Source organism: Variovorax sp. LjRoot84, assembly GCF_964254305.1.
Classification (GTDB): Bacteria; Pseudomonadota; Gammaproteobacteria; order Burkholderiales; family Burkholderiaceae_C; genus Variovorax.
The window spans coordinates 1,564,942-1,587,237 of record NZ_CAXUTE020000001.1; the positions used below are offsets into that span (position 1 = coordinate 1,564,942).

A 22,296-nucleotide genomic window follows, 5' to 3' on the forward strand; every position below is an offset into this window, starting at 1 on the left:
CTCAGGGACTTCGTATAACCCGCATACGCCGTGCTTTCTACAATCGACGGATGTTCACCGACCTCGCGGCCACCGCAGATTCGCCCCTGCTGCACAACCTCAACGCCGAGCAGCGGGCCGCGGTCGCCTTGCCGGCCGGCAACGCGCTGATCCTCGCCGGCGCCGGCTCGGGCAAGACGCGGGTGCTCACCACCCGCATCGCCTGGCTGCTGCAGACCGGCCAGGTGTCGCCCGGCGGCATCCTGGCCGTGACCTTCACCAACAAGGCGGCGAAGGAAATGATGACGCGGCTGACCGCGATGCTGCCGGTCAACGTGCGCGGCATGTGGATCGGCACCTTCCACGGCCTTTGCAACCGATTCCTGCGCGCGCACTGGAAGCTCGCCGACCTGCCGTCCACCTTCCAGATCCTCGACACGCAGGACCAGCTCTCGGCCATCAAGCGGCTGATGAAGCAGTACAACGTCGACGACGAGCGCTTCCCGGCCAAGCAGACCCAGTGGTTCATCGCCGGCGCCAAGGAAGACGGCCTGCGCCCGCGCGATGTGGAGATCCGCAGCGAGGACGACCGCAAGAAGGTCGAGCTCTACCAGCTCTACGAAGAGCAGTGCCAGCGCGAAGGCGTGGTCGATTTCGGCGAGCTCATGCTGCGCAGCTACGAACTGCTGCGCGACAACGACCCGGTGCGCGAGCACTACCAGCGGCGCTTCCGCCACATCCTGATCGACGAATTCCAGGACACCAATCGTCTGCAGTACGCATGGATCAAGATGCTTTCGGGCAGCACCGTCGAAGGCCGTTTCGTGCCCGGCGACAACAGCGTGATCGCGGTCGGCGACGACGACCAGAGCATCTACGCCTTCCGCGGGGCCCGGGTGGGCAACATGGCCGATTTCGTGCGCGAGTTTGACGTCTCGCACCAGATCAAGCTCGAACAGAACTACCGCAGCTTCAGCAACATCCTCGATTCGGCCAACGAGCTGATCAGCCACAACAAGAAGCGGCTGGGCAAGAACCTGCGCACCGACCAAGGCCCGGGCGAGCCGGTGCGCGTCTACGAATCGACCAGCGACTTCGCCGAGGCGCAATGGATGGTCGAGGAGATGCGCCAGCTGGTGCGCGACGGCATCGAACGCAAGGAAATGGCGGTGCTCTACCGCAGCAATGCGCAAAGCCGGGTGATCGAAACGGCGCTCTTCAACGCGGCCGTGCCGTACCGCGTCTACGGCGGCCTGCGCTTCTTCGAACGCGCCGAGATCAAGCATGCGCTGGCCTACCTGCGCATGCTTGAGAACAAGGACGATGACACCAGTTTCCTGCGCATCGTCAACTTCCCGCCGCGCGGCATCGGCGCGCGCAGCATCGAGCAGCTGCAGGACGCGGCCCGCGCGGCCGGCCGCTCGCTGCACGACGCGGTCAACGCGGTGGGCGGCAAGGCCGGCTCCAACCTGTCGGCTTTCGTCGCCAGGATCGACGTGCTGCGCGAGCAGACGCAAGGCATGTCGTTGCGCGAGATCATCGAGCTGGTGCTCGACCACAGCGGCCTGATCGAGCACTACAAGGCCGACCGCGAAGGCGCCGACCGCATCGAGAACCTGGAAGAACTGGTCAATGCGGCCGAGAGCTTCGTCACGCAGGAAGGCTTCGGCCGCGACGCGGTGGCGATGCCGGTCGACGAGCTGCGGCAGTCGCCGGCCAGCCAGGGCCTCGACCCGAACCGCCCCGTCACCGACGAGCCGCTGGCGCCGGATGCCGAAACCGGCGAAACCATGAGCCCGCTGGCGGCTTTCCTGACCCATGCCGCGCTGGAGTCGGGCGACAACCAGGCGCAAGCCGGCCAGGATGCGGTGCAGCTGATGACCGTGCATGCGGCCAAGGGCCTCGAATTCGACTGCGTGTTCATCACCGGCATGGAAGAGGGCCTGTTCCCGCACGAGAACTCGATGAGCGACTACGAGAGCCTCGAGGAGGAGCGCCGGCTGATGTACGTGGCCATCACCCGCGCGCGCCGGCGCCTGTATCTCAGCCATTCGCAGACGCGCATGCTGCACGGCCAGACGCGCTACAACGTGAAGAGCCGCTTCTTCGACGAGCTGCCCGAAGGCGCACTCAAGTGGCTGACGCCCAAGAACCAGGGCTTCGCGCCTTCGGCCTTCGGCTACGGCGGCGGTTACGCGACCACGCGCGGCGGGGCCGGCGGATACGGCAAGGACACATTCGCCAGCCCGCCGGTGCCGCCGCAGAAGAGCGCGCCTTCGCACGGCCTGCGCTCCGGAATGCAGGTGTTCCACAACAAGTTCGGCGAAGGCACGGTGCTGGCACTGGAAGGCAGCGGCGACGATGCGCGTGCGCAGATCAACTTTCCCCGCCACGGGGTCAAGTGGCTGGCGCTGTCGGTCGCCAAGTTGACGCCCGTATAAAGACTGCTAGTCAGCCCGGAAGCTGTCCCGGAAGGTGAACCAGGTCGAGCTCAGCGACATCGCCGCCAGAACCAGCGCGCTGCCGATCATCAGCGCGCCGCCGATGGCCGAGGCGCCGTCGCCCATGCCGATCGCGCCGACGCCCACCAGCACCGTGGCCACGAGGCCGATGCCGATGCCCGCAGCGAGGAACACGCCGAACCACGACAGGCAGAACATCGCATAGGCGCCGAAGTTGCGGAACAGCGCGACCAGGCTGAAGAACAGACTCTTCACCGGCTCGACCTGGTGCCAATGCACGAGTGCCGGCGCGTGCCACATCGCGAGCGACAGCGGCAGATTGAGGACCATGACGAACAGGCGCGCGGTCTGGAAGTCACTGCTTGCGATCACCTCGGGCGTGAGCGTTTCGTCCAGCAGGTAGGCGCGCGCCAGCTGGCCGCCGTCGATCAGGGCCGAAACCCCCACGGCGGCGACGAAATAGACCGCCGAAATGATGCCCAGCACGACCATTCGCCGCCATTCGGCACGCACGGCGCCCACTGCGGCGATGAACATGGCCGGGGCGGCCGGCTTCTGGGTGTCGTTGGCATACGCGACCGAGGTGGCGACCATCAGTCCGAGCGTCATGAAGGGCAGCAGGATCGGTGCCAGCACGCTGCCGAGGAAGGGCAGTTGCGAAGCGATCGAGATCGCCGCCATGAACAGGAAGAACAGCGAGATGAAGGCGAGCGGCTGCCGCCAGAAGGTCTTGAGTCCGAGGCGGACCCATTCGGCGCCGGTGCGCGCCGGCACGAGATTCAGTTTCATGGGATTAGGGCCCGTACACAGGCCCCTCAGGCGGCCAGCGGCTCGGCAGTCGGACGCGTGCCTTCGAAAGAGGAGAACAGTGCCGCCGGCGCACGGACGCGTTCGCGCAGCACACGCTCGAAATGGGTCGGGTCATGGGCCTTGAGCATGCTCGCTTCCCGTGGCAGGTGGAAGTCCCACAGCCGCGAAATCCAGAAGCGCAGCGCCGCGGCGCGCAGCATGGCGGGCAGCAGGGCGCGCTCGGCTCCGGTCAGCGGCCGCACGCTGCCGTAGGCAGCCAGCAGGGCGTCGGCGTGGGCCGCATCGTGGCGACCGCTCTGCAGGTCGATGGCCCAGTCGTTCAGGCACACGGCGAGGTCGAACAGCCAGCTATCGGTGCCGGCGAAATAGAAGTCGAACACGCCGGTCAGGCGCGGCGTCTCGCTTTCGGTGTCGAACATCGCGTTGTCGCGGAACAGGTCGGCATGCACCGGCCCGCGCGGCAGGGCCGCGTAGGCCGAGGATTGGGCGACGTGGTTCTGGTACGCGAGCTCGCTTTGCAGCAACGCGGCTTGCGGAGCGTCAAGGTAGGGCAGGACCACCGGCTCGGTGTCGTTCCACCAGGGCAGGCCGCGCAGGTTGGGCTGCATGCGCGGAAAGTCGCGACCCGCAAAATGCATGCGCGCCAGCAGGCGGCCCAGCTCGGCGCAATGCGCGGCCGTCGGTGCCAGCTCGCTCTTTCCCTGCAGCCGCTGCACCAGAGCCGCCGGCTTGCCGGCCACTTTGTGCAGGAACTCGCAGGGCGCATTGGCGGGGATGGAAAGCGCGTGGCCGTCGGGCGGCGCCACGGCCGGGTCGGCCACCGGCTCCGGCACCGGAATGCCGCGCGCCGCCAGATGCTTCATCAGGCAGAGGTAGTAAGGCAGTTGTTCGGCGCCCAGGCGCTCGAACAGCGTCAGGACGAACTCGCCCGACGCGGTGCTCGCGAAGTAATTGGTGTTCTCGATGCCGCCCTCGATGCCTCTGAGCGAGGCGAGCGGGCCCAGGCCGAGGCGCTGCACCAGCGCATCGGCTTCGTCGAACCCGACTTCAGTGAAGACCGCCACCGCCCGGGCTCAGAACTTGAGCACGTTCCAGACCCGCGGGCCGTTGCCGCCGGTGCCGGTTTCGGACTGGCCCTGGCGGTCGCGCCCGCCGTAGTTCGGCAACACCTCGTAGGAGGGCACGTTGGCCTTCGGCGTCACCGTGATGCTCTGGGTCTGTCCCCCGTAGCGCACTTCGTCGACCGCGGCGCCGCTGTCTTCGACGTGGATGTGCTCGATCTTCTGGTTCTGGCGCGGCGATGCTGCCTGTTCCTGGCCCTGCGGGGCGCCGGGCGGCGGCGCGCTTTGGGCGTGAACGGCGGCCAGCGGTGCGGCGCAGGCCAGGACGGCCGTCAGGGCGCCGCGAACGAGCAGAAGGGTTGGGGAGGACATGATGAGGATTGTAGGCGCCGGCCTCGCGGCAGGTGTCAGCCGGCGGCGATCTTCGCCGTCGTGCGGAAGCCCGAGCGCGGCACGGCAAAATGCTCCGATGACCGACAAGAAAACGTTGCTGCTCGTCGATGGTTCGAGCTACCTCTACCGCGCCTTCCACGCGATGCCCGATCTGCGCGCCGTGCCGGGCGATGCCGGCAGCCCGGCCACGGGCGCCATCCGCGGAATGATCAACATGATGCAGGCGCTGCGCCGCGAGGTGCGGGCCGACTACGCAGCGTGCGTGTTCGACGCGCCGGGAAAGACCTTTCGCGACGACTGGTATCCGCAATACAAGGCGAACCGCTCGCCGATGCCCGACGACCTGCGCAGTCAGGTCGAGCCGATCCACCAGGTGGTCAAGCTGCTCGGCTGGCCGGTGCTGTGCGTGCCCGACATCGAGGCCGACGACGTGATCGGCACCCTGGCCCGCACCGCGGCCAACCAGGGCATCGAGGTGATCGTCTCCAGCGGCGACAAGGACCTGAGCCAGCTGGTCGACGAGCACGTCACCATCATCGACACCATGAACGGCAAGAAGCGCGACGTGGCGGGCGTGACGGCCGAATTCGGCGTGCCGCCGACCCTGATGATCGACTACCAGACCCTGGTGGGCGACAGCGTCGACAACGTGCCCGGCGTGGAGAAGGTCGGCCCGAAGACTGCCGCCAAATGGCTGCTCGAATACGGCTCGCTCGATGCGCTGATCGCCCGCGCCGGTGAGGTGAAGGGCCAGGCCGGCGAGAACCTGCGCAAGGCGCTCGACTGGCTTCCGCAAGGCAAGCGCCTCGTGACCATCCGTACCGACTGCGAGCTCGATGGCCACGTGAGCGGCCTGCCTTCGCTGGCCGGCATCGCCATCGGCCCCCAGCAGATCGACGAGCTGAAGGGCTTCTACGAGAAGTACGGTTTCAAGAGCCTGGTGCGGACGCTGCAAGCGCACGAGGTCTCGCCCGAGCTGATCGAGGAGAACAAGAAGAAAAAAGGCCCCGAAGGCGGCACCGGCCTGTTCGACGAACCGGGCTTCGAGGCCGCGGCGAAGGCCACCAACCTGGCCTACGACACGGTCATGAACTGGGAGGCCTTCGACGCCTGGCTCGCGAAGCTCCAGGCGGCCGAGTTGGTCGCGATCGACACTGAAACCAACTCGCTCGACGAGATGCGCGCCGAGATCGTCGGCATCAGCTTCAGCGTGAAGCCCGGCGAGGCGGCCTATATTCCGGTGGCCCACAACTACCCCGATGCGCCGGCCCAGCTGCCGCGCGACGAGGTGCTCGCGAAGCTCAAGCTCTGGCTCGAGGACGGCACGAAGAAGAAGCTCGGGCAGCACGTCAAGTACGACCGCCACGTGTTCGCCAACCACGGCATCGAGGTGCAGGGCTACGCGCACGACACCATGCTGCAGAGCTACGTGCTCGAAGTGCACAAGCCGCACGGCCTGGCCAGCCTGGCCGAGCGGCACCTGGGCCGCACTGGCATCGACTACGAAGACCTCTGCGGCAAGGGCGCGCACCAGATCCCGTTCAGCCAGGTTTCGATCGAGAAGGCCGCGGAGTACTCGTGCGAAGACTCCGACCAGACGCTGGACGTGCACCTCGCGCTGTGGCCCAAGCTCGAGGCCGACGAGAAGCTGCGCTACATCTACGAGCTGGAGATGGCGTCCAGCGAAGCGCTCTACCGCGTCGAGCGCAACGGCGTGCTGATCGACGCACCCACGCTGGCCGCGCAGAGCAACGAGCTCGGCAAGCGGATCATGGCGCTGGAGCAGGAGGCCTACGAGCTTGCGGGCCAGCCCTTCAACCTCGGTTCGCCCAAGCAGATCGGCGAGGTCTTCTTCACCAAGCTGGGTCTGCCGGTGGTCAAGAAGACGCCGAGCGGCGCACCGAGCACCGACGAAGAGGTGCTCGAAAAACTGGCCGAAGACTTCCCGCTGCCGGCCAAGATCCTGGAGCACCGCGGCCTCTCGAAGCTCAAGGGCACCTACACCGACAAGCTCGGGCAACTGGCGAACCCGCGCTCGGGCCGCGTCCACACGCACTATGCGCAGGCGGTCGCGGTGACCGGGCGGCTGTCGAGCAACGACCCCAACCTGCAGAACATCCCGATCCGCACCGCCGAGGGCCGCCGCGTGCGCGAGGCCTTCGTGGCGCCTGCCGGCAGCGTGATCGCGAGCTCCGACTATTCGCAGATCGAGCTGCGCATCATGGCTCACATCAGTGGCGACGAGTCGCTCTTGCGCGCCTTCACCGAAGGCATCGACGTGCACCGCGCGACCGCGGCCGAAGTCTTCGGCGTGGCGGTGGAGCAGGTTTCGAGCGAGCAGCGCCGCTATGCGAAGGTCATCAACTTCGGGCTGATCTACGGCATGAGCAGCTTCGGCCTCGCGCGCAATCTGGGCATCGAGACCAAGGCCGCGGCCTCCTACATCGACCGCTATTTCGCGCGTTATCCCGGCGTGAAGATCTACATGGACGAGACCAAGGCGCTGGCCAAGCAGAAGGGCTATGTCGAGACCGTGTTCGGCCGCCGCCTTTATCTGCCCGAGATCAATTCGCCCAACGGCCCGCGGCGCGGCGGGGCGGAGCGCGCGGCGATCAACGCGCCGATGCAGGGCACCGCGGCCGACCTGATCAAGCTCAGCATGGTGAAGGTGCAGGAGGTGCTCGATGCCGAAAAGCGCCGCACGAAGATGATCATGCAGGTGCACGACGAACTGGTGTTCGAAGTGCCCGAAGACGAAGTCGAGTGGGTCCGCACCGAGATCCCGCGACTCATGGCCGGCGTGGCGGAGCTCAAGGTCCCGTTGCTGGCCGAAATCGGCTTTGGTCCCAACTGGGACAAGGCGCATTGACGAACGACAACCCAAGGAAAGAAGAATGAAACTCCCGCGTCATCTGCATGCCTTCGTCATCGGCACCGTCTGTGCCGCTTGGTTCGGTGTCGCCTCGGCCGCACCCGACGAGCGCATCGCCGCGCTGGCGGCCAAGGAAAAACCCGCGTTGCTCGAAACGCTGAAGCAGCTGGTCTCGATCGAGTCCGGCAGCCGCGACCTCGAAGGCCTGGACAAGATCGCCAACCTGATCGCCGACAAGTTCAAGGCGCTCGGCGGCCAGGTCGAGCTGATCGACCCGACGGCCGATGCCTACCGCATGGAAGACACGCCCGAGAAGATCGGCAAGGTCGTGCGCGCCACCTGGAAAGGCACCGGCAGCAAGAAGATCATGCTGATCGCGCACATGGACACGGTCTACCAGATCGGCATGCTCGCCAAGCAGCCCTTCCGCATCGAAGGCGACAAGGCCTACGGCCTCGGCATTGCCGACGACAAGCAGGGCGTGGCAGTCATCACGCACACCGTCGCCCTGCTCAAGGCGCTGGACTTCAAGGAGTACGGCACGCTCACCGTGCTGATCAACGGCGACGAGGAGATCAGCTCGCCCGGTTCGCGCAACCTCATCACCCGATTGGGCGGCGAGCACGACGTGGTGATGTCCTACGAAGGCGCCTCCGTCAAGGAAGACAAGCTCTCGCTCGCCACCGCGGGCATCGCCTCGGTCTCGCTCAACGTCACGGGCAAGGCTTCGCACGCGGGCTCGGCGCCTGAGCTCGGCGTGAACGCGCTCTACGAGCTCTCGCACCAGATCCTGCAGATGCGCGACCTGTCCGACCCGGCCACCGGCCTCAAGATGAACTGGACCATCTCCAAGTCGGGCAGCAACCGCAACGTGATCCCGGCCGCGGCCAGCGCCGGTGCCGACGTGCGCGTGCTGAAGGTCGGCGACTACGACCGCATCGAGAAGCAGGTGCAGGAGCGCGTGAAGAAGCAGCTCATTCCCGAAGCCAAGGTCGAGATGAAGTTCGAGCGCCGCCGTCCCCCCCTGGAGGCCACCGACGCCTCGCGTGCGCTGGCCAGCCATGCGCAGCAGGTCTACAAGGAGCTCGGCCGCGAGCTGGGCGCCGACGACAAGGTGGCCGGCGGCGGCACCGATGCCGCCTTCGCCGCGCTGAAGACGAAGGCGCCGGTGGTCGAGCGCTTCGGCCTGCAGGGCTTCGGCGCGCACTCGGCCGATGCCGAATACGTGCTGATCGATTCGATCGAGCCGCGGCTCTACCTCGCGGCACGCATGATCATGGACATCTCGCGCGGCAAGGTCGACCACTAACGGCCGGCTATTGCGTCCCGCGATGCGCCTGCGCCATATCGAAGTCTTCAACGCCATCATGCTCACCGGCAGCGTGAGCGCGGCGGCGCGGCTCATCAACATCACGCAGCCGGCGGTCAGCCGCACGCTGCAGCATGCCGAGATCCAGCTCGGCTTCTCGCTCTTCCAGCGCGCCAAGGGGCGGCTCACGCCGACCACCGAGGCGCTGGCGCTCTATCCGCACATCGAGCGCCTGTTCGCGCAGCTCGACGAGGTACAGCGGCTGGCCGCCAACCTGCGCAGCGCCAGCGACGTGGGCGAGCTGCGCATCCTCACCGTGCTCGCGCTCAGCTACGAGGTGCTGCCGCGCGCGCTCAAGAGCTTCCGCCAGAAGCACCCGGGCATCGCCGTCACGGTGGAGTCGCTGCATTCGCCGCAGATCATGTCGGCCCTGCTGCTGCAGGAGGCCGACGTGGGCTTCGCCTTCAGTCCCGCGGTCCATCCCTCGCTCACGCAGGAGACGCTGGCAGACAGCCGCATGGTGTGCATCGCGCCCAAGGGCATGCTGCCGCGCGCGCTGGTGCGCAACGGCTCGGCGGCGCTGCACGACCTGGTGAACCTGCCGGTGGTCGGCCTGGACAGCCGCGATCCCGTCGGGACCAGCCTGAGCCAGGCCTGCCGGCAGGCCGGCGTGGGCTTCCAGCAGGCGGTGGTCACGGTGCAGACCTACCACGCGGCGCTGGCGATGGCGCACCACGGGCTCGGGGTCGCGCTGGTCGACGGCTGCACGGCGAACTCGGCCGATCGCACCAAGGTCGACGTGCTGACGCTGGAGCCGCACATCCCGGTGCCGATTCGCGCGCTGCGCTTTGCCGGCAAGCCCGACTCCGTGGCGGTTCGCGGCATCACGCGCTGCATGCGCGAGGCGATCGAAGGAATGGCTTAGACGGCTTAGACGAGGCTTTGCGCGACGCACTGCGCCGAACCGAAAGCCAGCGTGAAGCCCAGCGCCCCGTGCCCGGTGTTGAACAGCATGTTGGACGGGGCGCCCGCCAGGCGGCCGATGATCGGCACGCCGGTCGGCGTGGCCGGGCGCATGCCGGTCCAGGGATGCAGTACCTCGAAGCGGCTCGCCTGCGGGAACACGGCGCGCGTCGCCTCGGCCAGCGTCTCGATGCGCGTGGCGGGGATGCTCGCATCGTGCCCCACGAGCTCGGCCATGCCAGCCACCCGCAAGCGCGACCCGATGCGCGCGAACACCACCTTGCGTGCGCTGTCGGTCACGCTCACCCGCGGCGCGGCGCCGGGCGCCGGATCGACGTCGACCGTGATGCTGTAGCCCTTGAGCGGATAGACCGGCAGGTAGGCGCCCAACTGGCGCCCAAGCCGGTGCGATGCCGCGCCCAGTGCCATGACGAAGGCATCGGCTTCCACGTCGCCGGCGCCGGTCTGCACCGCGGTCACGCGGTCGTTGCGGACATCGAAGCCGCGCACTTCGCAATCGAGCACGAAGCGCACGCCGCGCGCGCGCAGCGCGCGCTCGAGTGCGATGCAGACCTTGAGGCAGTCCGCGGCGCACTCGCTCGGCGTGTGGATGGCGCCGGCCATCCGGGCGCGGTAGCCGGCCAGCGCGGGCTCGATCGCGATGCACTCCTCGGGCGTGACGAGGCGCTGTTCGCTGCCCATCGCCTGCTGCAGTTCGAGTTGCCGGCGCGCGCCCTCGAGCGCGCCGGCGCTCGCGTAGAGCACCAGCTTGCCGGTGGCGGAGAAGTCGCAGTCGGGCGCCACGTCGGCCAGCATCTGCTCGAAGGCGCGGCGGCTCTCCGCGGCGAGCGCGAGCAGGCGCATCGTCGTGTCGCGCGAGGTCCGGGCGTTGCAGGCCGCCAGGAAGGCCAGACCCCAGCGCCACTGCAGCGGGTCGAGCTGCGGCCGCAGCTTGAGCGGGGAGGAGGGCGAGAGCAGGAGCTTGGGCAGCTGCTTCCAGATCGAGGGATCGGCCAGCGGCTGCACATACGAATAGCTCAGCTGGGCGCCGTTGCCGCCGCTCGCACCGGCGCCCGGCGCGGCGCGATCGATCACGCTCACCTCGAAGCCCTGCCGGTTCAATTGCCAGGCCGTGGCCAGGCCCACGATGCCGGCACCCAGCACGCACACATGCATGACGCTCCTTCCTGTCGCTGCTTGTTGTTGGATGCGAGCGACTCTAGGGCCGCATCGCTCGAGCGTGAAATGCCAAAACCGCCGCGGGCCATAGCCAAAGCTCATGCCCTCCGGTGGCTGCCCATAACTTTTGGTCATGGCCATGGGCGCAAAAGGAATTGTGACCGGCGCATGAATCGTTCCTACACTCCGCAACACATTCCATATCCACCGAAAGGGCTCGCATGAAACTTTCCGCATTGATGGCCGCCGTTCTGCTCACCGTTGCCGCGACGGGCGCGCAAGCCGCCGACACCCTGGCCAAGATCGCCGAGTCCGGCAAGATCACGCTGGCCTACCGCGAGTCTTCGGTGCCCTTCAGCTATCTCGACGGCCCGAACAAGCCGATCGGCTTCTCGGTCGAGCTGTCCAACGCGGTGGTCGAGGCGGTGAAGAAGAAGCTCAACAAGCCGAACCTGCAGGTGGCGCTGATGCCGGTGACCTCGCAGAACCGGATCCCGCTGATCCAGAACGGCACCATCGACCTGGAGTGCGGCTCGACCACCAACAACAGCGCGCGCGGCAAGGACGTGTCCTTCGCCATCAACCACTTCTACACCGGCACGCGCCTGCTGACGAAGAAGTCGTCCAAGATCAAGAACTACGCCGACCTCGCGAAGAAGACGGTGGCCAGCACCACCGGCACCACCAACGCGCTGGTCATGCGCAAGTACAACACCGAGAAGAATCTCGACATGGACATCGTGCTCGGCAAGGACCATGCCGACGCTTTCCTGCTGGTCGAGAGCGACCGCGCGGTGGCTTTCGCGATGGACGACATCCTGCTCTTCGGCCTGATCGCCAACGCCAAGAACCCGGCCGAATTCGAAGTGGTCGGCGAAGCGCTGCAGGTCGAGCCCTACGCCTGCATGCTGCCCAAGGACGACGCGGCCTTCAAGAAGGTGGTGGACGACACCATCGTCGGCCTCATGAAGAGCGGCGAGTTCGAGAAGATGTACAACAAGTGGTTCATGTCGCCGATCGCGCCGAAGAACGCGCCGCTCAACCTGCCGATGAGCCCGCAGCTGCGCGACAACATCAAAACTCCGAGCGACAAGCCAGCGACCTGACGGGTTGAGGCGCGCCTCCGGCGGAGCACGGAACCTCGCGGCGCATTCTCCGCTCTGATCGCCTACATTGCGGCGTGCGCTTCGCAGCTGCGCCTTCTTTGTCCGTCGATCAACTGGAGTAATACGACATGCCTCAATTCGATACGGGTTCCGATCTGAAAGCCGAATTCGATTCGCTTCGCCCCGGCGAAAGCACGGAACAGGGCGCCACGCGCCGCACCGCGCTGAAAGCTGCGATCGGCGTCGGCTACGCGGCCGCCACGCTGCCCATCGCTGCGCAGACCGCGATCAAGACTCCGGCCGACGGCCTCAAGGCCGGCCCCATCAAGTACAACGTCAACGGCTTCGACGTACCGGGCTATGCGGCTGCACCGGCCGGCAAGACCGGTCTGCCGGTGGTGCTCGTGATCCAGGAGATCTTCGGCGTGCACGAGTACATCGCCGACACCTGCCGGCGCTTCGCCAAGGCCGGCTACCTGGCGATCGCGCCCGAGCTTTATGCGCGGCAGGGCGACCCGAGGACCTACACCGACATTCCGAAGTTGCAGGCCGAGGTGGTCAGCAAGGTGCCCGATGCCCAGGTCATGGCCGACCTCGACGGCGCGCTGAAATACGCGGCCGCCAACGGCGGCGACGTGGACGAGGCCGCGATCACCGGCTTCTGCTGGGGCGGCCGCATCGTCTGGCTCTATGCAGCCACCGGCAAGGTCAAGGCCGGCGTGGCCTGGTACGGCCGCCTGGTCGGCCAGCCCAGCGAACTCACGCCCAGGCATCCGATCGACATCGCCGCCACCCTCAAGGCGCCGGTGCTCGGCCTCTATGGCGGCAAGGACCAGGGCATCCCCCTTGACACGGTTGATAAGATGAAAGCGGCTCTGGCAACCGGCACTCCGGCGGCCAAGGCCTCCCAGTTCGTCGTTTACCCCGAAGCGGGCCATGCCTTCCATGCCGACTACCGGCCGAGCTACGTTGCCGGCCCTGCCGAAGACGGCTGGAAGCGCACCCTGGCCTGGTTCCAAGCCAACGGTGTCGCCTAGAGAGCGGCATTCGCCAGCCGCTTTCCACCGAAAGCCGTCCGATGGGCGGCTTTTATTTTTTATGAAGCAGTCATGAACCTGTTAGCCATCATCGCCGCGACCCTGGTCGCCGGCATCGGAAGTGTCTGGATCGCCGCGCTGCTGCTGCGCGTGGGCGTGAAGAGCGGCGGCGGCGGCGTGAATCCGCAGCATCTGCTGAGCCTGGCCGCCGGCGCGCTGCTGGCCACCGCTTTCATGCATCTCCTGCCCGAGGCTTTCGAGAGCCGCATCGAGCCCGGCCTGCTGTTCGGCGTGCTGCTGTTCGGCCTGGTCTTCTTCTTCCTGCTCGACAAGGCCGAGCTGTGGCACCACGGCCACGAGCATCACCACGATGGCGAGGCCCGCGAAGCGCACGGGCATGACCACCACGATCGGCACGACCATGTGCGCGCCCATTCGGATCCTCATGGCCACACTTCCAAGGGTGGCGGCTGGGCCGTGCTCACCGGCGACAGCGTGCACTGCTTCGGTGACGGCATCCTGATCGCGTCGGCCTTCATCGCCGACCTGCGCCTGGGCCTGGTGGCGGCGCTCGCGGTGCTGGCGCACGAGGTGCCGCACCACATCGGCGATTTGGTCGTGCTGCGCCAGAGTTCGCCCAATCCGCGCGCCGCGCTGATCAAGGTCTCGCTCGCCGGCACCATGACCGCGCTGGGCGGGCTGGCCGGCTGGTGGCTGGTCGATCGGCTGCACGGCTGGCTGCCGTACTTCCTGGTGCTGGCCTCCAGCAGCTTCGTCTACGTCGCGCTGGCCGACCTGATCCCGCAACTGCAGAAGCGCCTGGCCGCGCGCCAGACCGCCTTGCAGATCGCCTGGCTCGCGGTCGGCATCCTGCTGGTCATGGGGGTGAGCCGGCTGGCCCACGGCGACCACGAACACACCGATCCGGCGCACGCGCACGAAGAGCACGGCCACAAGCACTGAAGGCGCAGATGGGGCGCTCTCCGACACGCCGGCCTGCGCCGTAGGTCCACACTCGGGGCTGTTCAACGCGACCGAGGAGGCTCACACTTGGGGGCTGCCCAACGCGATCCATCAGTCAAGGAGCCGATCATGACCAGCGCCGATCCCCCGCTGCGTTCCGCTGTTACAAGCGACAACCCGACGGACGACGAACTCGACGACGAGCTGCCCGAAGACGAGGCCGAGGCCGAGGAAGAAGAAGAGGCCGAAGCTGCTGACGAGTTGTCGGAGGAGACCGGCATCGATCTGACCGACGCCAGCGAACTCGATGCCGACAACGTGCCGGCCGACGAGGAGTTCGACCGCGTGATGCAAGCGCCGGATTGAAACTCCAGGTCGAGGTCGGCGCATGGACGGTGAATTGGTCGAGCTGTTCGCCTTCCACATGCCGGTGTGGGAGATCATCCTGCGCGGCAGCGCGATCTACTGGTTCCTGCTGCTGCTGTTCCGCTTCATCCTGCGGCGCGATGCCGGATCGCTGGGCATCGCCGATCTGCTGTTCGTCGTGCTCATCGCCGACGCATCGAGCAACGCGATGCAGGGCGAATACCGCTCGATCGCCGAGGGCTTCGTGCTGCTCGCCACGCTGGCGGCCTGGAACTACATGCTCGACTGGGCCAGCTACCGCAGCAAAGCGATCAAGCGCCTGATGGAGCCGCCGCCCGAACCGCTGATCCGCGACGGCAAGATGGTCTGGAAGGCGCTCAAGCGCAACCTGATCACCGAGGACGAACTGAAGTCCAAGCTGCGCGAGAAGGGGATCGAAGCGATGGACGCCATCCGGCTCGCCTACCTCGAAAGCGACGGCCAGATCAGCGTGCTCGAGCGCGCCGGGCCTCAGAGCGGCGCTGGCAAGCAGCACGACCAGCCTGCGCCGCGGCGTCCGGGCGCAGGCTGAGCCGCGCGCGGGCTTTCAGTCTTCGAGCGTGAAGCCCACCTTCAGCGTCACCTGCCAGTGCGCCACCTTGCCGTCCTGCACATGGCCGCGGGTCTCGGTGACCTCGAACCACTGGATGTTGCGCACCGACTCGCTGGCCTTCGAGATCGCGCGCAGCACGGCGTCGTCGCTGCTCGTGGGCGAGGAGCCGGTGAGTTCGAGGAGTTTGTAGACGTGGTTGGACATGGAGCGCTCCTTGACGATGGAACAGGGGCGATGCCGCGGATGGCACCGGCCTGTCCATCATAGGCTTCAGGCCATCGCTTCCTGGTGCTGCATCAGCTCCTCCTTGCGCGCCGCCAGCTGCTCCTTCAGCGCGACCAGATCCATCTTGGACTTGCGCGCCTTGTCGAAGATCTGTTCGCGCTCTTCCTTCACATGGTGATCGATGTATTCGCCGAGCACGATCACCTTGGCATCGAACAGCGCCTCCTCGGGGCCCATGGATTCGATCTGCGCGATCAGTTCCTTGGCCGTCGAATGCTCCACGGTGGCTTCGTCGAGCAGCGGATCGTCGTGGATGGCGGCGCGCGCCGCCGGATAGAAGATCTCTTCCTCGATCTGCGCATGCACGCTCAGCTCGCGGCAGATCTGGTCGGCCAAGGCCTCGCGCTGATCGGCGGGCGCCTTGGCTTCGGCCAGCTTGCTGAATTCCTGGAACAGTTTTTTCACGGCGATGTGGTCCGCGTCCAGCAGATCGACGGCGTCGTTCTTCTTGGGAGGTGCTTTGCTCATGATGCTGATTCCTTTGGTGGGATGTCGTGGGTGGATTTCGTGGGCGGCGCAGCCGCGTGCCTGCGCCAGGGGCCACACTAGAAATCGCACCGTGCCGACCCTGTGAGGGTCTGCATGACATGCGCGTAGGACGAACGCGATCCCCGCGCGACAGCGCTGGCAGCTACTTGGCGCCGCCCGTGTACTTGGTCACGCTCTCGGCCGTGACGTGATAGCCGCTCACGCCCATCATCGAGTCGTTGCGCAGGGTCTGCAGCTTGCCGGTGACCCACACCGTGTCCATGGCGCGGAACTTCGCACCCTGGCGCGGGCGCACGTGCAGGATCTGATTGGCCGGCGGCGGCGGCGTGTGGATGCAGGCGCCGAAGTAGGGCACCAGCAGGAACTCGGTGACCTCACCCTTGTTCTCCTCGAGCGGCACGATGAAGCCCGGGATCTTCACCTCGACGCCGTTCATCGCCGGATTGGTCGGCGCGTTGTTCGAGACCTCCTGCATCTTCAGCAGCAGGTCGTTGGCGCGCGGATCGCCGTCTTCGAGCTTGCTCAGGTCCATGCCCTTGAATTCCTTCATCGGGTCCCAGTCCTTGGGCACCAGCTCTTCCCACGAGATGAGCCGGGGCTGGCCCGCCGCGGGCTTGGCGGCAGCGGCCTTGCCGCCGATCGGATTGGTCGGCGAGGTCGCCTGCGGCGCGGGGTCGGCCGCGAAGGCCGCGGTTGCAGCGGCGGTGCACAGGGCCATGAGCAGGGGGCGCAGCATCGTCTTCTTCATCTTCAAATCCTCGGTGAGAGTCCATCGGCCAGCGAGAGTCTGTAGGCGCGCACGCCCGGCAGCAGGCTGGCCAGCCAGCCGGCTGCGAGCAGGCTGGCGAGCAGTATCCATTCGTTCAGTGTAGGTTCGCTGAGGCGAAGCGCGAGGCCGAACTGGGCCTGCAGCCATGGCGCGAGCAGGGCGATGCCGAGCACCGCCAAGACCACGCCGATCGCCACGCCCAGCAGCGTGACCAGTGCGCCTTCGAGCGCCAGCAGCGCCAGCACGTGGCGCAGGCTGGCACCTACCGCGCGCAGCACCGCGAGCTCGCGGCGGCGTTCGTTGAGGCCGGCCATCACCACCGACACCAGGCCGGCGAGGCTGACCAGCGCGACCAGCGCCGACATCAGCAGGAGTGCGTTCTCGCCGATGCCGACCACGCTCCAGAGCTCGTCGAGCGCCACGCCCGGCAGGATGGCCATCAGCGCTTCGGCGGGGTAGGTCGAGACCCAGCGCTGCACGCCGAACACCGCCGCGCGGTTCTTGAGGCCGACCAGCACCGCGGTCACGTTCTTGGGCGTGAGATCGAACTTGCGCACCTGCTCGGCCGGAATCCGAACGCCCGGCAGCGGCGCGCCGCCGGCCCATTCGAGATGGATGGCTTCCATCGCCGGCAGGCCGATGTGCACCGTGCGGTCGACCGGCGTGCCGGTGCGCGCCAGCACGCCCACCACCGTGAAGGGCTTGTCCGCGTGCTCGGCCACGTTGAGCTCGCCGCTGCCGTGCGCGAGCGTGATCTTCTGGCCCACGTGGTAGCCCAGCCGGTCGGCCACCTCGGCGCCGACGACCGCATCGAAGAGCTCGGCTAGGGCCGTGCCTTCGCGCAGCTGCAGCGGCTGGCGCTCGCCGTAGCGGAAGTGCTGGAAGTACTCGGGCGTGGTCGCGAGCACCGCAAAGCCGCGGTGCGAATCGCCGAGCGAGAGCGGCAGGACCCAGTCCACGCCCGGGTGCTGGGCCAGCGCCTGCACGCTCTTCCACTGCATGTTGTTGGTGGCGGCGCCGATGCGGAACACCGAGTAGAGCAGGAGCTGCGAAGAGCCCGTGCGCGCGCCCACGATCAGGTCGGTGCCCGAGACGGAGGACGAGAAGTTCTCGCGCAGCTCGGTGCGGATGCGTTCGACGCCGAGCAGCAGGAAGGTCGACAGCGCGATCGACAGCACCGTGAGCGCGAGCGTGAAGCGGCGGTTCCAGGCGCTCTTCCAGGCGATGCCGAACAAGGCCTTCATGCAGCGGCTCCCACGGCCGCGGCGCGATTGATATCGGGCAAGAGGATGTGGCGGCCGAAGCGCGCCGCGATGCGCTGGTCATGGCTCACGAACACCAATGCGCTGTGACTGGCCTGGCAGGCCGCGACCAGCACGTCGAGAAAAGCCTCGCGCCGGTCTTCGTCGAGCGCCGAGGTCGGCTCGTCGGCGATCACGACCTCCGGCTGGCCGATCAGCGCGCGCGCCGCCGCCACGCGCTGCTGCTGGCCCACCGAGAGCAGCATGGCCTGGCGCTGCCACAGGCTGGCGTCCAGACCCATCCGTTCCAGAAGCTGCTGTGCCTGCACCCGCGCCGAACCCGCGCGCGAGGCCTGCGCCATGCGGCGGGCCGAGAAGCGGCAAGGCAGGAGCACGTTGTCGAGCACGCTGAGGTAGGGCAGCAGGTTGAACTGCTGGAAGATGTAGCCCACATGCGCAACCCGGTTGCGGTCGCGCGCGCTGCCCGAGAGCGCGGCCCAGTCGCGGCCCAGCAGCGTGACGCGGCCTGCACCGGCCACCAGCACGCCGGCCAGCAGCGACAGCAGCGTGCTCTTGCCGCAGCCGCTGGGACCGTGCAGGAAAACGGCCTCGCCGGCCGCGATCTCGAGCCGCTCGATGTCGATGCAGGGTGCGCCGGCGCCGGGCCAGGCGAAGCGCAGCGACTCGACGCTGAGAACCGGAGTCACTTGCCCCAGGCCAGCCGTGAATTCGGTCGTTTCAGCGTGCGCTTGAACTGGCCTTCGCGCGAAACGATCTGGGCATCGATCTGGCGCATGCCCTTGAAGGCGGTGAACAGGCCGATGTCGATGAATTTCGCCGCTGCCGCATTGGTGCAGTTGAAGGCAAAGGTGCCGTCCAGGTCGGCATGGCCTTCGGCGGCGCCGGTGCCGGCCTCGGCCTTGCCCAGGCCCAGCGCCGTCGATTGCAGTGCGATCGGGCCGAGCTTGCAGTTGGCTGCCGGATCGATCTTGAACAGTTGGTCGGCCGCGCGCAACTGGGCGACCGCAGCCTCCGCGGTCTTCTTCTCGGCATCGGTCTTCGGCGCATGCTCGAAGCCGACGAAATTCTCGAGCGGCGACTCCATCGCAATCACGATCGCCGGCCCGTCTATCGCGACGTCGAGCTTGACCTGGCCGTGCACATGCGCGCGTTGCTGTGCCTGCGCCATGGTGGCCCAGGGCGCCGCCGCGAGCAGGGACGCCAGCGCGAGACCGGAAAAAGCGCGTTGGAAATTCATGCTTTCGCACCTTGCCGGGTCGGCAGCCCCGGCGTGTTGCTCCACTCGCTCCAGCTGCCGGCATAGAGCGCGGTCGGCCCCAGCCCGGCGATCTGCATCGCGAGCAGGTTGGGCACGGCGCTCACGCCGCTGCCGCAGTGATGGACGACCGTTGCGGGATCCCGGCCCGCCAGCAGCGCTTCGAACTCGGCGCGCAACTGGGCGGCCGGCTTGAACTTGCCGTCGGGACCGAGGTTTTCGGTGAAGGGCCGGTTCAGGGCCCCGGGGATGTGACCCGCGATCGGGTCCAGAGGTTCCACCTCGCCGCGATAACGTGCTGCGGCGCGCGCATCGATCAGCGTCTGGTCAGCTTTCTCGAGCCGCGAGGCGACGGTCTGCGTGTCGGCGAGCGCGAGCAAGGGCGTGCCGGCGACGAAGTTCGACTGGAAGCGCGCGGGCTCTTCGCGGGCGGTCACTGCGCCGCCCGCCGCCTGCCAGGCCTGCAGCCCGCCGTCGAGCACGGCCACGGCCTCGTGCCCCATCCACTTGAGCATCCACCAGAGCCGGCCGCAGTAGTTGGCGCCGTTGCGGTCGTAGACCACGGCCTGCATGTTGTTGCCAAAGCCGACGCTGGACAGCCAGGCCGCGAACTTCTCGCGGCTGGGCAGCGGGTGGCGCCCGCCCGAGGCCGGCGGGCCCTCGTCCGTCGTCACGATTACCACCTCGCCGCGCGCGCCGGGCAGGCCGTGCTTCGCGCTCAGGTCGGTGTCGAGATTGGCGTAGACCGCGCCGGGAATGTGGGTCGCGCGGTACTGCTCGCCGCCGGCTTCGGGCTTCATCAGGTCGAAGCTGCAGTCGAACACCATCAGCGGAGCGCCGCTGTCCTGCAGCGCCATGAGCTGGTCGACGGAAATCAGGGTCGTGTACATATGAGCTCCTTCAATGCTCTTCCGCAGGCGCCTTGGGCAGCGAGCGCTGGCGCAACACGGTGGCGGCGATGCCGCTCACGACAATCAATGCCATGCCGGCCCAGCCGGCCGCGTCGATGCGGTCGCCGAACAGCAGCACGCTGTAGATCGCCGCGAAGACGATGCCCGAATACTGCAGGTTCGCGACCACCAGCGTACCGCTTTCGGTCTTGGCACTGGAATAGGCGCGCGTCATGCAAAGCTGTCCCAGCGCCGCCAACACGCCCACCGGCACCAGCCACAGCGCATGGCGCCAGGTCCATTCGGCCCAGGGTGTGAAGCCGCCCAGCAGGGCGGCCAGCCCGCCCGCCACCGCGGAGCCGAGCGCGAAGTAGAACACCGTGCGCGCCTCGGGCTCGCCGGCCCGCGAGAGCGCCACCACCTGCATGTAGGCGAAGGCGGCGGTCAGCCCGGACAAGAGCCCCATGAGCCCCGCAAAACCCTGGTTGTCGCCCACCGTGGGCTTGAGCATCAGCACCACGCCGCCGAAGCCCGCGAGCACGGTGAGCACCAGCGGGCCCTGCAGCGGCGGCCGCGGTATGCGTCCGTCGCGGCCCGGCACCGGCACCCAGGCGAGCAGGGCGCCCCCGACCAGGAAGGCGGCGATCCACACGCTGCTCATGTAGTTGAGCGTCATCGCGGTGGCGAGCGGCATGTGCGCGATCGCGTAGAACCAGGCGCCGAGCGAGAACACGCCGATCAAACTGCGCCAGGCGTGCATGCCGGGGTAGCGCGTGGCCAGCGTGACGCCGCGGCTTCTCGCCAGCACCCAGAGGAAGACGATGCCGATCAGCCCGCGGTAAAGCACCAGCTCGGCGCTCGTGAACCAGGCCGAGGCGATCTTCACGCACACGCCCATGGTGGCGAAGATCAGTGCGCCCAGCACCATCCAGAGCGCCTGCATCGCGGGGTCTTAAGCCTTCATCTCGTGGCGGTACCACTCATGGAACTGCAGCATGCCGTCTTCCATCGGGCTCTGGTAGGGACCGCTCTCGTCGTCGCCGCGCTGCATCAGCGCGCGGCGGCCGGCGTCCATGCGCTCCGCGATCTCGTCGTCTTCCACGCAGGTCTCCATGTAGGCGGCCTGCTGCGCCTCGACGAACTCGCGCTCGAAGGCGACGATCTCCTCGGGATAGAAGAACTCGACCATGTTGAGCGTCTTCTGCGGGCCCACCGGATGCAGGGTCGAGACCGTGAGCACGTGCGGGTACCACTCGATCATTACGTGCGGGTAGTAGGTGAGCCAGATCGCGCCGTACTTGGGCGGCTTGCCCTCGCGGTACTTGAGCAGCTGCTCCTGCCACTTCTGATAGACCGGGCTGCCGGCGCGGCCGAGCCGGTTGGCGACGCCGACCGTCTGCACCGAGTAGTAGCGATTGAATTCCCAGCGCAGGTCGTCGCAGGTGACGAAGCTGCCGAGGCCCGGATGAAAGGGGCCGACATGGTAGTCCTCGAGGTAGACCTCGATGAAGGTCTTCCAGTTGTAGTTGCACTCGTGCAGCTCGACGCGGTCGAGCGCATAGCCCTCGAAGTCGAGGTCGGCGCGCGGGCCGAGGCTCGCGAGTTCGGCCGCGATGTCGCGCTTCCTGCCCGTGGCGTTCTTCTCGAACAGGAGGCCGTTCCACTCGGTCAGCGGGTAGTTGTGCAGGTTGAGGCAGGGGTCCTGCTCGAAATGCGGTGCGCCGATCAGCTGGCCGGTGGTGCGCGGGTCGGCCGCCGCATAGGTCCAGCGGTGCAACGGACAGACGATGTTGCCGCCGGTCTGGGCATCGAGCTCGCCGCGGCCCTGCAGGATCAGCGCCTGGCGGTGGCGGCACACGTTGGAAACCAGCTCCACGCCTTTGGGCGTGTGCACCAGCGCGCGGCCCTGCTGCTCCTGCGGCAGGGTGTGGTAGTTGCCCGGCTCGGGAACGGCGAGCCGGTGGCCGACGTAGCGCGGGCCGGCGGCGAAAAGCGTTTGCAGCTCGCGGGCATAGAGCGCCTCGTCGAAGTACGCGGAAACCGGGAGTTGGCTCGAAGCCTGCTGCAGTTGAAGACTTAAATCAGACATGGGTGACCTGACCAAGCTCCCCACAGGGAGAGAAAGAGAACGGAAGGCTGCCGTCGAAGAGGGGTGCGACGGCTCGGTGAAAAATGCCGGCGGGTGCCGGCTTGGGAGACCCGGGATTGTACCCGTGGGCATAGGTTCACGCCCCCCGCCCTAAAATGCCCGGTT

Annotated in this window: 22 protein-coding genes; 9 read left to right on the forward strand and 13 right to left on the reverse strand. The window is 67.3% G+C overall.

Translation table 11 applies throughout. The features are described 5' to 3' along the window. Positions 1-50 precede the first annotated feature (50 nt). Complete coding sequence (locus tag ACSQ9I_RS07905; RefSeq protein ID WP_436312767.1) at positions 51-2,420, forward strand: UvrD-helicase domain-containing protein; 2,370 nt, start codon at positions 51-53, stop codon at positions 2,418-2,420. Between the two features lie 6 nt (positions 2,421-2,426). Here ACSQ9I_RS07905 and ACSQ9I_RS07910 read toward each other — a convergent pair whose 3' ends face one another. The 3 genes from ACSQ9I_RS07910 to ACSQ9I_RS07920 are packed head-to-tail and all read right to left on the reverse strand — an operon-like array spanning position 2,427 to position 4,684. Continuing rightward, on the reverse strand, positions 2,427-3,230 hold the full coding sequence (locus ACSQ9I_RS07910; RefSeq protein ID WP_093106366.1) for a BPSS1780 family membrane protein: 804 nt from the start codon (positions 3,228-3,230) through the stop codon (positions 2,427-2,429). Positions 3,231-3,256: 26 nt separating this feature from the next. Next, entirely contained in the window at positions 3,257-4,315 is a 1,059-nt protein-coding gene (locus tag ACSQ9I_RS07915) for a homoserine kinase (protein ID WP_436308685.1), read from the reverse strand. Positions 4,316-4,324: 9 nt separating this feature from the next. Then, complete coding sequence (locus ACSQ9I_RS07920; protein WP_436312768.1) at positions 4,325-4,684, reverse strand: hypothetical protein; 360 nt, start codon at positions 4,682-4,684, stop codon at positions 4,325-4,327. A 97-nt stretch (positions 4,685-4,781) separates the two neighbouring features. Between ACSQ9I_RS07920 and polA the strand changes: the two genes are divergently transcribed. The 3 genes from polA to ACSQ9I_RS07935 are packed head-to-tail and all read left to right on the forward strand — an operon-like array spanning position 4,782 to position 9,811. Further along, positions 4,782-7,574: a DNA polymerase I gene (gene polA / locus ACSQ9I_RS07925; protein WP_436312769.1), complete on the forward strand. Its 2,793-nt coding sequence runs from the start codon at positions 4,782-4,784 to the stop codon at positions 7,572-7,574. Between the two features lie 25 nt (positions 7,575-7,599). Further along, positions 7,600-8,886 (forward strand): M20/M25/M40 family metallo-hydrolase, encoded by a 1,287-nt coding sequence (locus tag ACSQ9I_RS07930; protein ID WP_436312770.1) that lies wholly within the window; start codon positions 7,600-7,602, stop codon positions 8,884-8,886. Between the two features lie 22 nt (positions 8,887-8,908). Beyond that, positions 8,909-9,811 carry a LysR family transcriptional regulator gene (locus ACSQ9I_RS07935; RefSeq protein WP_093106353.1) on the forward strand — a complete coding sequence of 301 codons (903 nt, stop codon included), beginning with the start codon at positions 8,909-8,911 and terminating at the stop codon, positions 9,809-9,811. Positions 9,812-9,816: 5 nt separating this feature from the next. On the opposite strand, the gene ACSQ9I_RS07940 is transcribed toward ACSQ9I_RS07935, so the two are convergent. Continuing rightward, positions 9,817-11,025 (reverse strand): D-amino acid dehydrogenase, encoded by a 1,209-nt coding sequence (locus ACSQ9I_RS07940; protein ID WP_436312771.1) that lies wholly within the window; start codon positions 11,023-11,025, stop codon positions 9,817-9,819. Between the two features lie 224 nt (positions 11,026-11,249). On the opposite strand from ACSQ9I_RS07940, the gene ACSQ9I_RS07945 reads away from it, so the two are divergent. From ACSQ9I_RS07945 to ACSQ9I_RS07965, 5 genes are all read left to right on the forward strand, one after another. After that, the gene (locus ACSQ9I_RS07945) at positions 11,250-12,134 is read left to right on the forward strand and encodes a transporter substrate-binding domain-containing protein (RefSeq protein ID WP_436312772.1); all 885 of its coding nucleotides are present in this window, start codon (positions 11,250-11,252) and stop codon (positions 12,132-12,134) included. A 128-nt stretch (positions 12,135-12,262) separates the two neighbouring features. Further along, complete coding sequence (locus tag ACSQ9I_RS07950; protein ID WP_436312773.1) at positions 12,263-13,171, forward strand: dienelactone hydrolase family protein; 909 nt, start codon at positions 12,263-12,265, stop codon at positions 13,169-13,171. A gap of 72 nt (positions 13,172-13,243) precedes the next feature. Next, positions 13,244-14,134 carry a ZIP family metal transporter gene (locus ACSQ9I_RS07955; protein WP_436312774.1) on the forward strand — a complete coding sequence of 297 codons (891 nt, stop codon included), beginning with the start codon at positions 13,244-13,246 and terminating at the stop codon, positions 14,132-14,134. Positions 14,135-14,263: 129 nt separating this feature from the next. Continuing rightward, positions 14,264-14,500 (forward strand): hypothetical protein, encoded by a 237-nt coding sequence (locus tag ACSQ9I_RS07960; protein WP_093106340.1) that lies wholly within the window; start codon positions 14,264-14,266, stop codon positions 14,498-14,500. 22 nt (positions 14,501-14,522) lie between these two features. Further along, the gene (locus ACSQ9I_RS07965) at positions 14,523-15,071 is read left to right on the forward strand and encodes a DUF421 domain-containing protein (RefSeq protein WP_436312775.1); all 549 of its coding nucleotides are present in this window, start codon (positions 14,523-14,525) and stop codon (positions 15,069-15,071) included. A 15-nt stretch (positions 15,072-15,086) separates the two neighbouring features. On the opposite strand, the gene ACSQ9I_RS07970 is transcribed toward ACSQ9I_RS07965, so the two are convergent. The 9 genes from ACSQ9I_RS07970 to ACSQ9I_RS08010 form a co-directional block, all read right to left on the reverse strand. Beyond that, entirely contained in the window at positions 15,087-15,296 is a 210-nt protein-coding gene (locus ACSQ9I_RS07970) for a dodecin (RefSeq protein ID WP_093106336.1), read from the reverse strand. A 66-nt stretch (positions 15,297-15,362) separates the two neighbouring features. Next, positions 15,363-15,845: a hemerythrin domain-containing protein gene (locus ACSQ9I_RS07975; protein ID WP_436308688.1), complete on the reverse strand. Its 483-nt coding sequence runs from the start codon at positions 15,843-15,845 to the stop codon at positions 15,363-15,365. Between the two features lie 163 nt (positions 15,846-16,008). Continuing rightward, on the reverse strand, positions 16,009-16,614 hold the full coding sequence (locus ACSQ9I_RS07980; protein WP_436292649.1) for a DUF3299 domain-containing protein: 606 nt from the start codon (positions 16,612-16,614) through the stop codon (positions 16,009-16,011). A 2-nt stretch (positions 16,615-16,616) separates the two neighbouring features. Beyond that, positions 16,617-17,879, reverse strand: coding sequence for an ABC transporter permease (locus ACSQ9I_RS07985; protein ID WP_436308689.1), 1,263 nt, complete (start codon positions 17,877-17,879; stop codon positions 16,617-16,619). Then, entirely contained in the window at positions 17,876-18,583 is a 708-nt protein-coding gene (locus tag ACSQ9I_RS07990; RefSeq protein WP_436312776.1) for an ABC transporter ATP-binding protein, read from the reverse strand. Before ACSQ9I_RS07990 ends, ACSQ9I_RS07985 begins: the two co-directional genes overlap by 4 nt. Next, the gene (locus ACSQ9I_RS07995; protein ID WP_436303219.1) at positions 18,580-19,134 is read right to left on the reverse strand and encodes a DUF2796 domain-containing protein; all 555 of its coding nucleotides are present in this window, start codon (positions 19,132-19,134) and stop codon (positions 18,580-18,582) included. Before ACSQ9I_RS07995 ends, ACSQ9I_RS07990 begins: the two co-directional genes overlap by 4 nt. Then, on the reverse strand, positions 19,131-20,042 hold the full coding sequence (locus ACSQ9I_RS08000; RefSeq protein WP_436312777.1) for a sulfurtransferase: 912 nt from the start codon (positions 20,040-20,042) through the stop codon (positions 19,131-19,133). The genes ACSQ9I_RS07995 and ACSQ9I_RS08000 overlap by 4 nt, the downstream gene beginning before the upstream one ends. Before the next feature lie 10 nt (positions 20,043-20,052). After that, a complete protein-coding gene (locus ACSQ9I_RS08005) occupies positions 20,053-20,985 on the reverse strand; it encodes a DMT family transporter (protein ID WP_436312778.1) in 933 nt (310 codons plus the stop codon). A gap of 9 nt (positions 20,986-20,994) precedes the next feature. Continuing rightward, positions 20,995-22,131 carry an aromatic ring-hydroxylating oxygenase subunit alpha gene (locus tag ACSQ9I_RS08010; RefSeq protein WP_436292654.1) on the reverse strand — a complete coding sequence of 379 codons (1,137 nt, stop codon included), beginning with the start codon at positions 22,129-22,131 and terminating at the stop codon, positions 20,995-20,997. Between the last annotated feature and the right edge of the window lie 165 nt (positions 22,132-22,296).